The organism is Streptomyces antibioticus (assembly GCF_002019855.1).
GTDB classification, from domain to species: domain Bacteria; phylum Actinomycetota; class Actinomycetes; order Streptomycetales; family Streptomycetaceae; genus Streptomyces; species Streptomyces antibioticus_B.
This window is the reverse complement of the sequence record NZ_CM007717.1, coordinates 7,596,678-7,613,293: the sequence shown is the minus strand read 5'-3', so window position 1 is coordinate 7,613,293 and position 16,616 is coordinate 7,596,678. Positions and strand designations below refer to the sequence as shown.

Annotated in this window: 14 protein-coding genes; 4 read left to right on the top strand and 10 right to left on the bottom strand. The window is 75.1% G+C overall.

Going from position 1 to position 16,616, the window contains the following annotated elements; translation table 11 throughout:
• Positions 1-48 precede the first annotated feature (48 nt).
• Positions 49-957 (bottom strand): hypothetical protein, encoded by a 909-nt coding sequence (locus AFM16_RS34530; RefSeq protein WP_078636306.1) that lies wholly within the window; start codon positions 955-957, stop codon positions 49-51.
• Between the two features lie 271 nt (positions 958-1,228).
• Between AFM16_RS34530 and AFM16_RS34525 the strand changes: the two genes are divergently transcribed.
• The 3 genes from AFM16_RS34525 (at position 1,229) to tgmB (ending at position 2,940) form a co-directional block, all read left to right on the top strand.
• Positions 1,229-1,510 carry a DUF1232 domain-containing protein gene (locus AFM16_RS34525; protein WP_078636305.1) on the top strand — a complete coding sequence of 94 codons (282 nt, stop codon included), beginning with the start codon at positions 1,229-1,231 and terminating at the stop codon, positions 1,508-1,510.
• A gap of 233 nt (positions 1,511-1,743) precedes the next feature.
• Positions 1,744-1,935 (top strand): putative ATP-grasp-modified RiPP, encoded by a 192-nt coding sequence (gene tgmA / locus AFM16_RS34520; protein WP_030795856.1) that lies wholly within the window; start codon positions 1,744-1,746, stop codon positions 1,933-1,935.
• A 15-nt stretch (positions 1,936-1,950) separates the two neighbouring features.
• A complete protein-coding gene (gene tgmB, locus AFM16_RS34515; RefSeq protein ID WP_078636304.1) occupies positions 1,951-2,940 on the top strand; it encodes an ATP-grasp ribosomal peptide maturase in 990 nt (329 codons plus the stop codon).
• A gap of 88 nt (positions 2,941-3,028) precedes the next feature.
• On the opposite strand, the gene AFM16_RS34510 is transcribed toward tgmB, so the two are convergent.
• From AFM16_RS34510 to AFM16_RS40295, 9 genes are all read right to left on the bottom strand, one after another.
• The gene (locus tag AFM16_RS34510; protein WP_078636303.1) at positions 3,029-3,268 is read right to left on the bottom strand and encodes a DUF5133 domain-containing protein; all 240 of its coding nucleotides are present in this window, start codon (positions 3,266-3,268) and stop codon (positions 3,029-3,031) included.
• Positions 3,269-3,432: 164 nt separating this feature from the next.
• A complete protein-coding gene (locus AFM16_RS34505) occupies positions 3,433-5,202 on the bottom strand; it encodes an ABC transporter ATP-binding protein (RefSeq protein ID WP_030795853.1) in 1,770 nt (589 codons plus the stop codon).
• Positions 5,203-5,380: 178 nt separating this feature from the next.
• Positions 5,381-6,661 (bottom strand): ABC transporter substrate-binding protein, encoded by a 1,281-nt coding sequence (locus AFM16_RS34500; RefSeq protein WP_078636302.1) that lies wholly within the window; start codon positions 6,659-6,661, stop codon positions 5,381-5,383.
• Positions 6,658-7,800 carry a branched-chain amino acid ABC transporter permease gene (locus AFM16_RS34495; protein WP_078636301.1) on the bottom strand — a complete coding sequence of 381 codons (1,143 nt, stop codon included), beginning with the start codon at positions 7,798-7,800 and terminating at the stop codon, positions 6,658-6,660. The genes AFM16_RS34500 and AFM16_RS34495 overlap by 4 nt, the downstream gene beginning before the upstream one ends.
• The gene (locus tag AFM16_RS34490; RefSeq protein ID WP_078636300.1) at positions 7,793-8,689 is read right to left on the bottom strand and encodes a branched-chain amino acid ABC transporter permease; all 897 of its coding nucleotides are present in this window, start codon (positions 8,687-8,689) and stop codon (positions 7,793-7,795) included. The genes AFM16_RS34495 and AFM16_RS34490 overlap by 8 nt, the downstream gene beginning before the upstream one ends.
• A complete protein-coding gene (locus AFM16_RS34485; RefSeq protein WP_078636299.1) occupies positions 8,686-9,531 on the bottom strand; it encodes an ABC transporter ATP-binding protein in 846 nt (281 codons plus the stop codon). The genes AFM16_RS34490 and AFM16_RS34485 overlap by 4 nt, the downstream gene beginning before the upstream one ends.
• Positions 9,528-10,310: an ABC transporter ATP-binding protein gene (locus tag AFM16_RS34480; protein WP_030795847.1), complete on the bottom strand. Its 783-nt coding sequence runs from the start codon at positions 10,308-10,310 to the stop codon at positions 9,528-9,530. Before AFM16_RS34480 ends, AFM16_RS34485 begins: the two co-directional genes overlap by 4 nt.
• 180 nt (positions 10,311-10,490) lie before the next feature.
• Entirely contained in the window at positions 10,491-11,789 is a 1,299-nt protein-coding gene (locus AFM16_RS34475; protein ID WP_030795846.1) for an RsbRD N-terminal domain-containing protein, read from the bottom strand.
• A gap of 78 nt (positions 11,790-11,867) precedes the next feature.
• Complete coding sequence (locus AFM16_RS40295; protein ID WP_256861379.1) at positions 11,868-14,990, bottom strand: helix-turn-helix transcriptional regulator; 3,123 nt, start codon at positions 14,988-14,990, stop codon at positions 11,868-11,870.
• Between the two features lie 256 nt (positions 14,991-15,246).
• Here AFM16_RS40295 and AFM16_RS34465 point away from each other — a divergent pair, with 256 nt between their 5' ends.
• Positions 15,247-16,584 (top strand): type III PLP-dependent enzyme domain-containing protein, encoded by a 1,338-nt coding sequence (locus tag AFM16_RS34465; protein ID WP_078636298.1) that lies wholly within the window; start codon positions 15,247-15,249, stop codon positions 16,582-16,584.
• Positions 16,585-16,616 lie beyond the last annotated feature (32 nt).

The following is a 16,616-nucleotide window of genomic DNA, read 5'->3' as shown; positions in this document are numbered from 1 at the left end:
GGGCCGTCGACGAAAGGTTTCGTCGGCGGCCCGGCCCGTGAGCGGACGTCAGTCCGTCGCCGCCGCCTCGGGCACCGTCCCCGCGTCTCGCGGCTCGGCGTCCCGGTCGCGCCGGTCACCGAACACCCGGACCAGCAGCGCGCAGAGCGCAGTCAGCGCCGCGCACACCGCCGTCGCCGCCGCGGCCCACGGCGGGGCAAGGGCCGCTTCCGGCAGTCCGGACAGGGCCGCCACGCGGCCGGACAGGAGCTGCGCGGCCAGCAGGGCCAGGGGCGCCAGCACTCCCGCCACGGCCGCCGCCGTCGGCACCGGCCCGCGGGACAGCGGCACCGCCGCCAGCAGGCACAGCACCGACAGTGCCCAGGCGATCACGAGGGCGGTGAGCGGGACGCCGTCCGGGTGCACCGGAATGTGAGAGATCCCACAGGCGGTCAGGACCGATGCCGCCGTCCACCTCGTCGCCGGACCTGGCGCGTCGGAACGACGGGGTCGTGACGCGTCGATGTCGGCGGCCGTCGGCGACGGCCCGACCGGCCGCCCCTCCTGCTCCCGCCCCCGCTCCCGCGTCAGGCGCCCGACGAGTTCCGCGACCTCCTCCACCGGACGGTGTTCGGCCGCGGCGCGGATCATGTGGCCGGTGTGGTCCGCGGGGTGCGGTGCGCGGGAGAGGACGGTCACCAGGCGGGACACGTCCTCCAGGGAACGGCTGGTGCCGGCGGCGCGCAGGACGCCGGCCGCCGCGTCCGTGCACTCCTCGGACTGTTCGAGCATGGTGATGAGCCGGGCGACGTCCTCCAGCGGCCGGTGGGCCGCGGCGGCGTGCAGCAGGCCGTCGACGGGGTCGGGGTACGGGGTGGCGGCCGCCGTGGGCGTGCCGGGGAGGGGCGGAACGGCTCGGGCCGTGGCCGGGCGAGTCGAGCCGGTGGGACGGGTGGTGCCGGTGGAGCGGGTGATCATTCTGTGCTCTCTCTGAAGGCTGCGGTCGCTCCTGCGCCCCCGAGGTGCGACACGCGATGTGACGCTGACCATTACTACGGGCATATGGCACCCCCCGCCACCCGGCCGGAGCACTCGTGTGAGGGGGCGCGTACCGACCGGCGTGCGCCTCGCTCACGCGTACGATGCGGTAATCCCGGCGGAAGCGGGAGTTCGGGGGCCCAAAGCGGGGAAACCGACAACGGGGAGCACAACACCGTCGGGCGACCCCCGCAGCGGAGGGAGAGGGCACGTGGACACGACCACCACGCTCGTCGTCATCGGCGCCGTGCTGGCCGCGGCCCTGCTCGGCGGGGCCGTGCTGGTGCTGGTGCGGCTGGTCCGGGCCCGTCGGGGCCTGCGGCGGGCCGGGCTCCCCACCGGGCCGCGCTGGGTGTTCTGGGGCGCGGTCGCCTATTTCGTCCTCCCGGCCGATGTGCTGCCCGATCCGGTGTACCTCGACGACATCGGAGTCCTGCTGCTCGCCCTGCGCTCGATGCGCCGTACTCCCGGGCGCGCGGAGTCCCTCAACTGACCTCAACCGACCTCAACTGACGTTCGCTGAAGTCGTTTTCACGCTCCACCCGGTCCATCTCCCCTGCTCCGAGCCCTGCTTGGGTCCGAACTCGACCGTGATCACGGAGAGTAAGGAAACCAATCACCCGTTCGATCCGTATTAATGACTGAAGGTCGCACCAAGGCAGCGGGCCCGAGTGACGTCGCACAGCGGCACCGCTTGATCGAGGCAGTACCGACGAGGGAGAGAACATGCAACCGTTCGCGCTCAACTACGCACGCCCCGCGGCGGAGTTGGAGTTCGCCACTCCATACGCGTACGACCCCGGAATGCAGTTGAACGTACTCCTCGACGGCCGGGTCGCCGCTCGCGACCACGCCCTGCTCAGAGAACTGGGGACGACCACCTCGACTGCGGGGTCCAAGACCCACTTCGACGACTGACCACGGGTCGCGAACATGACCGTGCTCATCCTGACCTGTGAAGAAGACGTCACGGCGGACATGGTGGTCGTGCACCTGAACGCCGTGGGCGTCCCGGTCGTCCGGCTCGATCCGGCCGATCTGACCGGCACCGTCGCCCTCTCCGGGGAGTACGTCCACGGTGCCTTCCGGGGTCATCTGTCGTCCGCGGGCCGGCTGGTGAGTCTCGACGGGCTGCGCTCCGTCTGGGTCCGCCGGCCGGGTGACGCGGCGGCCCGGGCGGCCGAGCCGTCCCCGTGGCTCACGGAGGAGTCCTCACAGGCGCTGTACGGCATGCTCCGGGGCACCGGGGCACGCTGGATGAACCATCCCGACGCGGCCGTACGGGCCCGGCACAAGCCGTGGCAGCTACGGCTCGCGCAGCTCAGCGGGCTGCCCGTGCCCGCCACGCTCATCACGTCGTTCCCGCAGGCGGCGCGGGACTTCGCCGAACGCTTCCCGGACCTGGTGGTCAAGCCGGTGTCCGGGGCTCATCCGCAGGATCCGCCGCGCGCGGTGCCCACCACCCGGGTCCCGCCGGGCGCCGACTTCGCCGCCGTGGCCTACGGTCCGACGCTGCTCCAGCGCCGGGTCGCCAAGCGGGCCGACATCCGGCTCACGGCCGTGGGGGACCGTCTGCTCGCGGCCCGCAAGGAGACCGTGCCGGGCGGCGACCCGGACGTGGTGGACGTGCGGTTCGCGCCCTCGGCCACGCCCTGGCAGCCGGCCGAGATCGCGCCGCGGCTGGCCGAGGCGGTGCGCACGTACCTACGGGAGGCGCAACTGGCCTACGGCGCCTTCGACTTCGCCGAGGACGGCGACGGGACCTGGTGGTTCCTGGAGTGCAACCAGTCGGGGCAGTTCGGGTTCGTGGAGGTGGACACGGGTCAGCCGATCGCCCGCACCATCGCGGAGTGGCTGTCGGGGCCGCCACCCGCGCGGCGGGACTTCCGGCGGGCCGACCACTGCGGCACCGTGGCCCCCTGAACTCACCCCGGACCCAGCGGACGTGACATCGCACCGGCGCCGGCCGAAGCCCGAGGGAAAGGCTTCGGCCGGCGCCGGATCAGGTCCCTCAGACGGCCAGGGACAGTCCCGGGCCGGCCGTCCTGACCGCGCCCGCCGGCGCGAGCAGCGCGTCGGCGGCGGCGACCGCCTCCCCGACGTCGGACGTCCCCATCAGCACGCACAGCGTGTAGGTCACGTCCTTGAGTTCACGAGCCGTCTCCGGCCGTTCCCCCTCGGACTGAGCGATCCTCAGCGTCGCGTACCGGGTCAGCAACGTCCTGGCGACCTTCGGGTCCGGAACGATCACGGGCGCCCCTCTCTACGGTTGTTGCGCAGCGTGTGCCCGGACCTGGGCGTTTCATGCACGCCGGGCGGACATGTCACCCGCCGGGGGCATGATCCCGCCATCGGCGCCGTTACCGAGGGCGACACGACCGACGACGGGGCGTGACACATGGTCGTAACGGTGTGTCATGCGACCTGTCCGCTGTGCAGTTCGGTGTACGGGCCGCCGCGGCGCAGGAGTTCGTCGTGGGTGCCGGTCTCCAGGATGCGGCCCTCGCCCATCACGACGATGCGGTCCGCGCCGCGCACGGTGGACAGCCGGTGGGCGACGACGAAGGTGGTCCGGCCGTGCAGCAGACGGGCGAGTGCCTGTTGGACGAGCGCCTCCGAACGGGTGTCCAGGGCGGAGGTCGCCTCGTCGAGGACGAGCACCTTGGGGTCGCGGATCAGGGCGCGGGCGATGGCGAGCCGCTGTTTCTGCCCGCCGGACAGCCGGGCGCCCCGGTCGCCGACGAGGGTGTCCAGGCCCTGCGGCAGCCGTTCGACGAACTCCAGGGCGTTGGCGTCCCGCAGGGCGGCGCGGACCGCCTCGTCGTCGGCCTCGTCCTCCTTGCCGTAGACGACGTTCTCGCGGATCGTGCCGTCGAAGAGGATCGACTCCTGGGGGACGACCGACACGAACCGGCGGTAGGTGCGCAGGTCGAGGGTGCTCATGTCGGTGCCGTCGAGGAGGAGCCGTCCGGTGGTCGGCCGGATGAAGCCGATGACGAGGTTGAGGACGGTGGACTTGCCCGCGCCGGACGCGCCGACCAGGGCGATGGTCTCGCCGGGGGCGACGGTCAGGGTGAAGTCGCGGACGGCGGGCCGGTCTTCGTCGTAGGCGTGGCCGACGTCCTCGAAGGTGACGGCGCCGCGCAGGGTGGTGACCTCGGACTTGCCCTCGTTGTCCTCCAGTTCGGGTGCCTGGAGGACCTCGCCGACCGAGCGGACCGACTCCAGCCCCTTGGCGATGACGGGGGCGAGGCCGGTGAGGGTGGTGGTGGAGTTGGTGAGCGTGGTGAGGAACGCGCTGAGCATCACGACGTCGCCGGCGCTGACGCCCCAGACGCCGTAGTACGACACCAGCGCGGCGCCGGCGAGGACGAGCACGCCGATCACGTTGAGCAGGACCCAGGCCAGCGAGCCGACACGGCCGTTGAGGAGGTCGAGGCGCATGCCGGAGGTGAGCAGCCGGCTCAGCGTGCCGTCCATGCGGCGCAGGGCCTTGCCCTCCAGGCCGTGGGCGCGGGTGACCGGGATGAGCCGGGTCATCTCGGTGACGCGGGAGGAGAGGGTCTCCACCTCGTGGCGGAAGTTCTCGTTGTGGGCGCGCAGTCGGGCCCGGAGGCGGTCCACGAGGAGGGCCGCGGCGGGCACGACGAGCAGGAAGACGGGCACGAACTCGGGGGTGCGGACGGCGATGATGACGAGGCCGCCGGTGAGCACGGTGACCGCGCCCAGGCCCTGTTCGGCGGTCTGCTGGACCATCTGCTCGACGGTCTCGACGTCCCGCACCACCTTGGCCTGGAGGACTCCGGCGCTGACCCGGGAGTGGTAGCCGATGGACAACTGCTGCATCCGGGTGCACAGGGCGGAGCGCAGCGCGGTGCCCATGCGGCGGACGCTGCCGTAGAGGAGGCGGACGTACAGCAGGTGCAGGGGGTAGTTGACGAGCAGGATGAACAGGATGACGGCGGTGCTGGTCCACAGCCGGTCGATCGGCTGGTGCTGGACGACGGTGTCGATGATGGACGCGGTGATCAGCGGCAGCAGCCAGATGGGGCTGTGCTTGACCGTGAAGACGACGACCGCGAAGGCCAGGCTGCGGCGGTCGGCGCGGAGGAGGTAGGCGAGGGTGCGGATCGGGTGCTCGCCGCGGTAGCGGTGGTCGAGCGGTCGTTCGTACGACGACGCCATGGGCGGCGGTCCTCCTGAGGGTGTCGCATGTCGGCAAGCGCTTGCGCGCGCCACCAGCCTGGCCCCGGCGCCACCAGGGGTCCAATACACAGGAGCGAACGCATTCAGCAGCGCGACCGCTGAATCGCGAGAGGGGCGCGCCGCGGCACGCCCCTCTCCCCCGTTCATGTGCGACCGGTCAGCCGCGGCCCGCCAAGTAGTCGGCGACGCCCGGTGCCTGGTGCGCGTCCTCCACGCCCACCAGACCGCCGACCGCCTTCGCGTCCGGCTTGAGGACGTACGACGCGAGGGCCGCCGGCCGGGAGACGTCGGAGAAGTCCTGCGGGGAGCCGAGGCCGGTGTCGGCGTTCTTCGTGGCGCGGTGCGCCTTGACGACGTCCTCGCGGGCGAGGCTGCCGTCCGCGCACGCCTTCTTCAGGTCGCCGCCCAGGAGTTGGGCCGCGTTGTAGCCGGAGAGCACGCCGGAGTCGACGAGGGAGTCCGGGTACTTCTTGCCGTACGCCGCCACCATCTTCCGCACGCCGGGCAGGTCCGAGCTGACCGCGGGCGCGGCGCTGACCACGTGGAGCAGGGCGGTGAGGGCGGGTGCGGCGGGGGTTTTCATGAGCTGGGGCGCGAAGCCGGGGGCGCTGCTGACCACGGGGACGCGCAGTCCGCGGGAGGCGGCGACGCCGACCAGGGACGCCGTCTGGGCCGGTCCGGCGCTGATCAGGACGGCCTTGACGCCGGCCTTGCGGAGCGCCGACACCTGTGCGGACAGGTCCGTGTCGGTGGCCTTGATCTTCTGCCCGACGACCTTCATCCCGGCCTGCTTCGCCGCCCAGGTCGAGCCCTCCAGGGCGTTGGAGCCGTAGTCGCCCTCGAAGTAGACGTGGCCGATGGTGTCGCCCTTGGCGAGGCCCTTGGTGCGGGTGAGGAAGTCGACGGCGGCGATCATGTCGACGTCGTAGGTGGTGCCCATGACCTGCACCGAGTCCTTGCCGAGCAGGGAGGCCGCCCATGCCTGCGGGAAGGTCAGCAGATGGTCGCGCTCGATGTCGTCGAGGAGGGCGGCGACCACCGGCGATCCGATGACCTGGGGCAGCGCGACGACGTCCGGGGAGACGTCGGCGTACGCGGTGACCGCCTTCTGCACGTCGTAGCCGTGGTCCTTGACGACGATCTCGACCTTGCGGCCGCAGATCCCGCCGTCGGCGTTGGTCTCGTCGGCCCACATCTGCTGGGCCTGCACGATGGACTTGCCGAGGGTGGCGTAGGGGCCGGTGAGGTCGGTGAGGGCGCCGAGCCTGACCGTCTTGTCGGTGACTCCCGGGCCGGCCTTGACGCCGTCGGCGCCCGCCGAGCCGCCCTTTCCGTCGGCCTTGGAGCTGCATCCGGTGGCCGCGGCCAGCAGGACGGCGAGGGAGGCGGCGAGGACGGCGGTGGACGGGGTGCGGTGTCTGTGGTGCGTGCGCTTCACGGGGTGGGCTCCTTGGCTCGGGCGGCGGTGGCCGAAGTGGGGTCGGTGGGAGGGGACTTCGGGCTGCGGGTGCGTGCGGCGGGCCACGGCCGGGCGCGGATCCGGGCGCGGGCGCGGCGGGCCAGGCCGTGCAGTCCGTCGGGGGCGTACAGCAGGACCAGGACGATGGCCGCGCCGTAGAGGTAGCGGGCGGCCTCGGTCGGGCCGACGCCGCCGTCGGTGGTGCCGGGGGCGGCCACCAGGGGCAGTTGGTCGGCGTAGCGGGTCATCAGCAGGGGCAGCGCGGTGACGAAGACGGCGCCCGCGGTGGCCCCGGCGACCGAGCCGAGGCCACCGATGACGATCATCGCGAGGTAGTCGACGGAGAGGGTGAGGCCGAAGTAGTCGGGGACGACCCGGCGGAAGGCCAGCGCGAGCAACACCCCTGCCAGTCCCGCGTACATGGAGGACACGACGAAGGCCGCCGAGCGGTAGCGGGCGACGTCGACGCCCAGCACCGAGGCCGCGGTCTCGCTGTCGCGCAGCGCGGTCAGGGCGCGCCCGGGGCGTCCGCGCAGGATGCCGCGCGCGGTCCACCAGGTGCCGGCCAGCAGGACGAGGCCCAGGTACCACAGCCGTTCCTCGGCGCCGAACGGCACGCCCAGCACGAGGAGTTCGGAGCCGTCGCCGCCGAACGAGAAGCCGCCGAGGGTCAGCGGGGGCACCGAGCGGCCATTGAAGCCGCCGGTGACGGAGTCCGCGGTGAGCAGGACGTGGTGGCCGAGGAAGACCAGCGCGAGGGTGGCGACGCCCAGGTAGATGCCGCGCACCCGGCCGGCGACCGGGCTGAACAGTCCGCCCGCCGCGCCGGCCAGCAGCACCGCGAGGAGCGCGGCGAGCGCGGGCGGCAGCGCGGGGCCGGGGTCGCCGGCCAGCCAGGTGTAGCCGTAGGCGCCCACGGCGAGGAAGAAGGCGTGCCCCAGGGAGAGTTGGCCCGCGGTTCCGGCGAGCAGGCCGAGGCCGACGGCACCGATGGCGGCGGCCATCGCGAACAGGCCGACCCGCAGCCAGAACGCGTCCAGGTAGAACGGCGGCGCGCACAGCAGCAGCGCGGCCAGGAGCGCCGTGACGCCCTTGGGGATCCGGGTCCGGTCAGACACGGGCCGCTCCCTTCGCTCCGAACAGTCCGGTGGGCCGTACCAGGAGGACGGCGACCATCACGGCGTAGGGCGCCACGTCGCCGAACCCCTCGCCGAGCACGTGCAGTTCGGACTGGTAGCCGGCCACGAGCGCCTCGGTCAGACCGATCAGCAGGCTGCCCGCGAGGGCGCCGGGCGGGGACGCGAGACCGCCGAGGATGGCCGCCGGGAACGCCTTCAGGGCGATCTGGCCGGTGGTGCGTTCCAGTCCGGGGGCGGGGAACGAGGCGAGGAACACGGCCGCCAGGGCGGCGAGCGCGCCGGCCAGGCACCAGGCGAGGGTGCGCACCCGGCTCAGCCGTACGCCCATCAGGGCCGCCGCCTCGGTGTCCTCGGCGGCAGCCCGCAGCGCGAGACCCCAGGAGGTGTACCGGAACAGGGCGAAGACGGCGCCGATGGCGACGGCGGAGACGACGATCGCGGCGATCCGGCTGTCGGCGACGGTCACCGGCCCGAGCCGGGTCACCGCGTCGCCCCAGGGGTCGCCCAGGGAGAGCAGGTCCCCGCCGATGCGCCGGGACAGGTCGGTGAGCAGGACGATGTCCACGCCGATGGTGACGATGGTCTGGACATGGGCCGCCCTGGGGTCGGGGTCGCCGCGCTGGAGCAGCAGCCGGTCCAGGGCGCCGGCCAGGGCCGCGGTCGCCACGACGGCCAGCGCGAGGGCACCGGCGAAACCGAGGTCGTCGTGGAGGACGGCGACCAGGTAGCCGCCGAACAACAGCAGTGAGCCGTGGGCGAAGTTGAGCACGCCGGACGCCTTGAAGACGACGACGAAGCCGAGCGCGACCAGGGCGTAGACCGCGCCGAGGGCGAGGCCGGCCAGGACGCTGTCGAGGAGAGCGGTCATACGGAATCCTCTCCGGGGGCGGTGGTCCGGCCGGGGGCCGTGAACTCGCCCGGGGCGCTGATCTCGCCGGGGGTGCCGAGGTAGGCGCGGAGCACCTCGGGGTGGTGGCGGATCTCGTCGGGGGTGCCGTGGGCGACGGTGCGGCCGAAGTCGAGGACGGTGACCTCGTCGGCGAGCCGCATCACCAGGCCCATGTCGTGTTCCACCAGCAGCACGGTCAGGCCGAGTTGGGCACGGACGGTGCCGATCACCTCGGCGGTGCGGTCGCGTTCGGCGCCGTTCATGCCGGCCACCGGCTCGTCGAGCAGCAGCACGCGCGGCTCCAGGCAGAGGGCGCGGGCGAACTCGACGCGCTTGCGGTCGCCGTACGACAGGAGGGCGACGGGTGTGTCGAAGTGGGCGCCCAGGCCGGTGAGTTCGGCGATCTCACGGGTCCGCTCCCGGTGTGCGCGCTGCTCGCGGACCGCGCCGGGCAGCCGTAGCGCGCTGGCGGCGAAACCGGCCCGGGTCAGGGCGTGCCGGCCGAGCATGAGGTTGTCGGCGACGGTGCCCTCGGTGGTGACGATGTTCTGGAAGGTGCGGGCCACCCCGAGCGCGGCGACCCGGTGCGGGGCGAGGCCGGTCAGCTCGGTGTCGCCGAGCCGGACCCGTCCCGACTCCGGGCGGTACAGGCCCGACAGGACGTTGAAGCAGGTGGACTTCCCGGCGCCGTTGGGGCCGATCAGGGCGTGCACGGAGCCCGGGACGACGGTGAACGACACGGCGCCGAGGGCGGTCAGGCCCGCGAACCGTACGGTGACGTCCTCGAAGCGGAGTTCTGGCGGCGGTGCCGGGAGGTTCACGCGGCCCCCTGGTCGCCGGCCGTGCCGCCGAGGTAGAGCCGGCGCACCTCGTCGGTGCGGGCGAGTTCGTCGGCGGGACCGGACAGCCGGACCTCCCCCACCTCCAGCACATGGGCGTGGTCGGCGAGGGACAGGGCCATGCCCGCGTTCTGCTCGACCAGCAGGACGGCCGTGCCCTGCTCGTTGATCTCGCGGATCACCTCGGCGATCCGGAACACCATGCGTGGGGCGAGGCCGAGCGAGGGCTCGTCGAGGAGCAGCAGCCGGGGCGCGGCCATCAGGGCGCGGCCGATGGCCAGCATCTGCTGCTCGCCGCCGGAGAGCAGTCCGGCGGCCTGCCGGCCGCGTTCGGCGAGCACCGGGAAGAGGGTGTACACGCGGTCCCGGGCCTCGCGGACCTGCTCGGGGGCGCGGCGGCCGAGCCCGAGGCCGCCGCTGCGCAGGTTCTCCTCGACGGTCAGACCGGCGAACACCCTTCTCCCTTCCGGGACCTGGACGACCCCGGCGCGGACGGCGGCGACCGGGTCACGGCCGTCCAGGGCCGTGTCGCCGTAGCGGATCAGACCGGCGGTGACGGTGCCGCGGTGCAGGCGCAGGGTGCCCGACACGGCCCGCAGCAGGGTGGTCTTGCCGGCGCCGTTGGCACCCAGCAGGGCCACCACCGCGCCGTGCGGGACGGTCAGGGACACGGAACGCAGGGCTTCCTGGGCGCGGCCGTACGTGACGTCGAGCCGTTCGACGTGCAGCGCGGGCCGCTCCTGCGGGGGTGCTTCGGGCATCGCGGCTCCTCGGATCCGTACCGGCGGCGGCACGTGTGTCGGGGGAAGGGGCAGCCACGACAGCACGGCGGGCGAGGGGCGGTACAGGCGAGGAGGCGGGCTCGCTGCGCGGAACCAACGGGAGGTCGGAGGGGTTGTGCGGGTGCCCAGGGGGTGGCCCGGGGGGTGGCCCGCGGTGTCTCAGGGAGTGCCCCGCAGGCCCCGGGACGTCAGGGCGAGGCTGATCTCGACCACGTCCGTGGGGCGGGACAGTGAGCGGCCCGTCAACTGCTCGTAGCGGCGCAGGCGGTTGAGGACCGTGTTGCGGTGGCAGTAGAGCCGCTCCCCGGCCCGCTGGGCGGAGCCGTCGCAGGCCAGCCAGGTGGCGAGGGTGTCGAGCAGGACGGCCTCGTCGGCGGGTTCGAGGGCGGCGAGCGGGCCGAGGACGCGGTCGGCGAGGGCGCTGCCCAGTTCGGGGGCGGAGACCACCAGCGCGGCCGGCAGGTGCTCGGTCAGCCGGACCGTGCCGCCGCCCTGCGGGCACAGGCCGAGCGCGAGGTCCGCGAGCCGGCGGGCGTCGCCGACGGCGGCCAGTCCGGTCACGGCCGTGCCGACGCCGGTACGGGTGCCGCCGTGGGCGGGGGCCGGACCGCCGTCCGCGCCGGGGTCCCGTCCGGGGTCCGGGTCGTCGTCGCCGAGCAGCACGATGCCGTAGTCCACCTCCACGCCCGTGTGCCAGTACACGCGTGTACCGCGGCCGTAGGCGGCCCGGACCGCGGCGGTGTCGGCGGGGCAGCCCCCCGTGACGGCGACGACGGCGTACCGCCCCTGTTCGGGCAGGTCGAGGGCGTGGGCGGTCTCCGGCAGGTCGGCGATCCGGCTGGTGCCGTCGAGCAGGGCGGCGGCCAGCAGCCGCAGCCGGTTCTCGCGCCGCCAGGCGAGCTGCCGTTCGACCTGACGGTACGCGTCGGCGACGAGGGTGCAGTGCTCGTCGACGAAGTTCCACACGTCGGCGGCGACATGCACCAGCAGCCGTACGTCCTCCGGGGCGGTCCGGGAGGTCTCCTCGACCAGGCCCTGCCACACCAGTGAGCCGCCGAGCCGGAACGCGTGCAGCAGGGCGTCCAGCGGCAGACCCTGTTCCGCGCGGCTCGCGCCGATCTTCCACGAGCACCGGCGGGCCGCGTCGCGGTGGCCGCGCGGGTCGAGGAGCGAGGACACGCTGTGCCGCAGGGACCGGTGCACCTCCTGCCAGGTCGCGCTCGGGTCGCTCGCCACGGCCGCGCGGTAGGCGGGCTCTTCGTCCTGGAGCGCGGCGACCAGCCGGTCGGTGAGGTCGGGCAGGTCCGCGAGGAGCACCCGGGCGGCCCGGTGCAGGACCTGGAGGGCGTCGGCGTCGATCAGCGACCGGACGCGCTGCGGGCGCGGCCGGTGCGCGGGCACGGCCGACGGGGCCGGTGCGGGGCGGGCCACGGTCCGTGACCGTAGGGCGTACTGCATCGCGGTCTCCCCCCGGGGCGGGTTGCGTGCCTGCCGGCTCGTCCTGCCCCGAAGGATGGCATACCGTCCGGTCGGTCCCTAGGGGTGTGCACGGTCGATTTCGGCGCGCCCGCCGCTCGTGCCCCCGTCGGCACCGGTGCCGCCCGGGGGTGGCTGGGCGCGTTCGACCAGCCGGGCCAGCTCGACGCGGGAGCGCACGCCGAGCGCCGCGAACGCCTTCCGCAGGTGGTAGTCGACCGTGCGGGTGCTGACCGACAGGGCCAGTGCGACCTCCCGGTTCGTGGCGCCCTCGGCGACCCAGCGGGCGATCCGGAGCTGCTGCGGGGTCAGCCCGGACAGTCCCGGCGCCGTCCCGGTCCGGCCGCCCGCGGAGACGCCGTTGGCGCGCAGTTCGGCGCGCGCCTGCTCGGCCCAGGCGCGCGCCCCGCAGCGTTCGAAGCCCACGAGGGCGGCACCCAGCCGGTCGCGCGCCTCGCGCAGCCGGCGCCTGCGCCGCAGCCATTTGCCGTACGACAGCTCCGTGCGCGCCCGCTCGAAGTCGCCGCCGGCCCGGTCGTGCAGGCCGAGCGCGGCCCGGTAGAGGGCGTCGGCCCGGTCCGGCGGGGCCAGCAGGGCACGGCAGCGCAGGAGCTGAGCGGGGGCCTGGGGATCGGCCCCGAACCCGGCCCAGCGGGCGAACTCCTCGACGACGGCGACGACTTCGGCGGCCTCGCCGGCCTCGCCGGCCCCTTGGCCGCGACCGTCCTCCCGGCCGCCTCCGTCCCGCCGGTCGCCACCGTCTCGCCGGCCGCCTCCGTCCCGTCGGCCGTCTCCGTCCCCTCGGCCGCCTCCGTTCCGCCGGTCGCCACCGTCCCCTCGGCCATCTCCGTCCCCTCGCCCGCCACCGTCCCGCCGATCGCCACCGTCCCCCCGGTCGCCACCGTCCCGTCGGCCGTCTCCGTCCCGTCGGCCGCCACCGTCCCCTCGCCCGCGACCGTCCCGCCGATCGCCTCCGGCCCCTCGCCCGCGACCGTCCTCCCAGCCGCCTCCGTTCCGCCGGTCGCCACCGTCCCGCCGGTCGCCACCGTCCTCCCGGCCGCCCCGGTCCCCTCGGCCGCCACCATCCCCCCGGCCACCCCCATCGACCCGGCCCGCCGAGACGGCGGCCTCCACATAGCAAGGCACCGCCGACATCCACACCGCGAAGTGGCCGCGCCGCGGTCCCGGGCGCACCAGGGGTCCGAGCCGGTCGGCGGCCTCGCGGGGGCGCCCGTGGCCGAGGTCGGCCCGGGCCGTCGCCCACTCCGCCAGGGTCGCCGCCTGCACGAGCCCGTGCCGTCGGGCGACGGCCAGCGCGGCACGCGCGTGGACGGCGACCTCGGCGAGGCCGCTGTCGACCGAGGCGGCCAGGGCGAGCGCCGCGTGGTGGTGGGCGGCGGTGTTGCGCCGCCCCGTCCGGTGCGCGGCGCGCAGCCCTTCCTCCGCGTGGGTCCTCGCCACCGCGTGCCGTCCGGCGCGCAGTTCGGTGTAGGCGAGATACTCCCGGGCCAGGGCGGCGGCACCGGCACCGGTCCCGTGATCGGCGGCCAGGGCCCGCGTCCCGGCCCGCCGGGCGGCCGGCAGATCGCCGAGCATCAGGGCCGCGGCGGCGGCGCGGAGGTGGGTCTCGGGGACGTCCGGCGGATCTTCGGTCTCCGGGTCCGTCACCAGCCGCCCCAGCCGCAGGGCCGCCGCCGGGAACCGCCCTTCGAGCAGGGCGCGCAGCCCGTCGGCGTAGTCGGCGGCGGACGGCACGGCGTCGCCCCCGGCCGGATCCTCGCCCTGTGGCAGGGCCTGGAGGCAGCCCGCCGCGTCGCCCGCCGCCCAGGCCGCGTCCGCCGCCGCCAGGGCCGCCGTCCGGGCCGCCCGTGGGTCGTCCGCGTCGGCCAGCAGACGGGCGGCCAGGAGCAGGGAGGCGCGGGCCTCGTCGACCGGGCCGTCGTGGCGGATCGTGGTGCCGCGGGCCAGTTCGACACGGCCGCGCAGGGCCCGGTCCACGGCGTGGTCGCGGGCCGCGTCGAACAGCCGACGGGCCCGGTGCGCGCGTCCGGCGAGCAGGGCGTGTTCGGCCGCCGCCGTGTACCACTCGGCCCGCCGGGCGGCGTCCGGCGCGAGTTCGGCCGCGCGGGTGTAGGCCGCGCAGCGCGGGCCGTGCGGGCCGGGGCCGGTGGCGGCTCCGGCGAGGGCGTCCGCCGTCCCCGGCGGGGGCGTCGCCGAGGCGCGGGCCCGGTGCAACAGGGTGCCGAGTCCAGGGGAACCGTCCGCCTCCAGCGCGGCGGCCAGCGCGCGATGGGCCGCGCGACGCCGCTCGGGCGTGGCGCCCTCGTAGACGGCGCGGCGCACCAGGTCGCTGTGGAACCGGAGGGTGCCGTCGGTCGAGTCGAGCAGCTCGGGCACCGGGACGGCGGTCCGCAGGTCCCGCGACACGAGGCGTACGTCGACCCGCTCCTCCTCCCCGTCCGCGTCCGCCAGGGCCGCCGCGACCCTCAGCAGCAGGTCCCGCCCGGCGTCGGTGAGCCCCGTCAGACAGTCGCCCGCGAGGCCGGTCAGCAGAGCGGCGTCGGCCGGCGGGCGGGGCGGCCGCCGGTGCCCTCGGAGCTGGGCGGGCGTGAGCCGCCGGGCCATGGCCAGCAGCAGGGCCGGGTTGCCGTCGGCGGCGTCCACCAGATCGTCCCGTACGGCCGGGTCGACGTCGCCGCCCGTGACCTCGTCCAGCAGCGCGGCCGCCTCCGCCGGGGCGAGCGGGTCGAGGCGGATCACCGGCAGTCCGGCGAACTCCGGGTCGACCGGGCGGTGTCCGGCCACGCTCAGCAGCAGGCTCACCCGGGCGGTGCCGCGCAGCCGCCGCGCAGCCTGGCCGAGCACGGCGCGGGAGGGGGCGTCCCACAGATGGGCGTCGTCCACGCACACCAGCAGGGGCGCGTGCGCCGCGGCGGCGTGCAGCGCGTCGACCAGCACGGCCGGACCCGGGACCGCGCCGGGCGGCGGCCCCGTCCCGTCCGGCGCCTCCACGGCCCGGAGCAGGGCGCGCAGTCCGCCGTCCGGTACGGCGGGGCCGGCCGCCACGGACACGGTGGCACCGGCCCGGTGCGCCCGGACCGCTCGCGCCAGGAACGTCGTCCGCCCGCAGCCGGGTTCACCGGTCACCACCCGTGCGGGAGCCGTGATCGTCTGTCCGGTCATGTCCACGACGCTACGGACGCGCCCGGGGAGCCGGAAGCCGTGCGTCCGGCCCCGGTTCCGGCCGTCCCGGGGCTGTCACCTGGGGGTTCGTGGGGGCCGGGAGCCCGGCGCCTTGTGCGGGTGCCCAGCGGCCACGGCCACGCCGCGTGCACGGGCACAGAGGCGGGCGGACGGCGGATGAAGACGTACGGCGTCCCGGGGGCCACCCTGGAGGTGCAGCACCGTCTCAGCGCCCCCGCCCCGAGGAGACCGCGACGTGTCGTCCCGCACCCGGAATCTGGAGACCGCGCTCCGGCAGGCCGTCACCGACGGGCTCCTCGGGGAGGAACGGCCGGTGGCCGGCTTCGTCGACGTGCGGGGCGTACGGGACAGCGTGGCCGGGCTGCACGCGGCGTTCGCGGGGGTGCCGGACGTGCTGCACGCCTTCGCGGCGAAGGCGTGCCCGCTGGTGCCGGTGCTGCGGCTGCTCGCGGACGCCGGGACGGGCTGCGAGGTGGCGAGCCCCGGGGAGACCCGGCTGGCGCTGGACGCGGGGTTCGCGCCGGAGCGGATCGTGCTGGACTCCCCGGCGAAGACCCGCGCGGAGATCCGGGAGGCGCTGGCCCTCGGCATCGCGCTGAACGCGGACAACCTCGCCGAGCTGGAGCGGATCGACGCCCTGCGCCCGGCCGGCTCCGCGTCCGTCATAGGGTTGCGGGTCAATCCGCAGGTCGGCGAGGGCTCGATCGGCGCGATGAGCACCGCGACCCCGCACTCCAAGTTCGGTGTGGCGCTGCGGGACGAGGGCGCCCGGGAGCGGATCGTCGACGCCTTCGCCCGCCGCCCCTGGCTGACCCGGCTGCACGCGCACGTCGGCTCGCAGGGCTGCCCGCTGCCCCTGATCGCCGAGGGGCTCGCGACGCTCCACGGGCTCGCCCAGGAGATCGACGCGCGTGTCGGGCGGCGCCGGGTGACCAGCCTCGACCTGGGCGGCGGGCTGCCGGTGAACTTCGCCGACGACACGGTCACACCGACCTACGACGACTACGTGGCCGCCCTCACCGCGGCCGAGCCGGCGCTGCTGGACGGCCGCTACCAGGTGGTCACCGAGTTCGGCCGCTCCCTGCTGGCGAAGAACGGGTTCACCGCGGCGGTCGTCGAGTACGTCAAGGACGCCGGGGGCCGCCGGGTGGCGCTCACCCACGCCGGCGCCCAGGTCGCCACCCGCACGGTGTTCATGCCGGAGTCCTGGCCGCTGCGGGTGTCGGCGTACGGCCCCGACGGCACGCCCAAGCGCGGGCCCCGGGTGCCGCAGGACATCGCGGGGCCGCTCTGCTTCGGCGGGGACGTCGTCGCGCACGAACGTCCACTGCCCGAACTCGCCGAGGGCGATCTGGTCGTCCTGCACGACACCGGCGCCTACTACTTCTCGGCGCCCTGGGCCTACAACAGCCTGCCCCGGCCCGCCGTGTACGGCTTCCTGGCCGAGGACGACGGCAGCGCCGCCTTCGTCACGGTGCGGCCCGCGCAGTCGGTGCGGGAGGTGTCCGAGGAGAGCGGGCTGGCACAGGCGGACGCCCTGCTGACGGGGTTCGCCGCTCCCCCGCCGCCTTGAGCGGGGGTACCGGCGGGCGCGCCCGGTGTGCG

What these genes read in the sequence shown, in the direction of transcription:
- tgmB (WP_078636304.1), top strand. Translation starts at nt 1,951, where the DNA reads ATGACCGTGCTCATCCTGACCTGTGAAGAAGACGTCACGGCGGACATG.
- tgmA (WP_030795856.1), top strand. Translation starts at nt 1,744, where the DNA reads ATGCAACCGTTCGCGCTCAACTACGCACGCCCCGCGGCGGAGTTGGAG.
- AFM16_RS34490 (WP_078636300.1), bottom strand. Translation starts at nt 8,689, where the DNA reads ATGACCGCTCTCCTCGACAGCGTCCTGGCCGGCCTCGCCCTCGGCGCG.
- AFM16_RS34530 (WP_078636306.1), bottom strand. Translation starts at nt 957, where the DNA reads ATGATCACCCGCTCCACCGGCACCACCCGTCCCACCGGCTCGACTCGC.
- AFM16_RS40295 (WP_256861379.1), bottom strand. Translation starts at nt 14,990, where the DNA reads ATGACCGGACAGACGATCACGGCTCCCGCACGGGTGGTGACCGGTGAA.
- AFM16_RS34475 (WP_030795846.1), bottom strand. Translation starts at nt 11,789, where the DNA reads ATGCAGTACGCCCTACGGTCACGGACCGTGGCCCGCCCCGCACCGGCC.
- AFM16_RS34505 (WP_030795853.1), bottom strand. Translation starts at nt 5,202, where the DNA reads ATGGCGTCGTCGTACGAACGACCGCTCGACCACCGCTACCGCGGCGAG.
- AFM16_RS34480 (WP_030795847.1), bottom strand. Translation starts at nt 10,310, where the DNA reads ATGCCCGAAGCACCCCCGCAGGAGCGGCCCGCGCTGCACGTCGAACGG.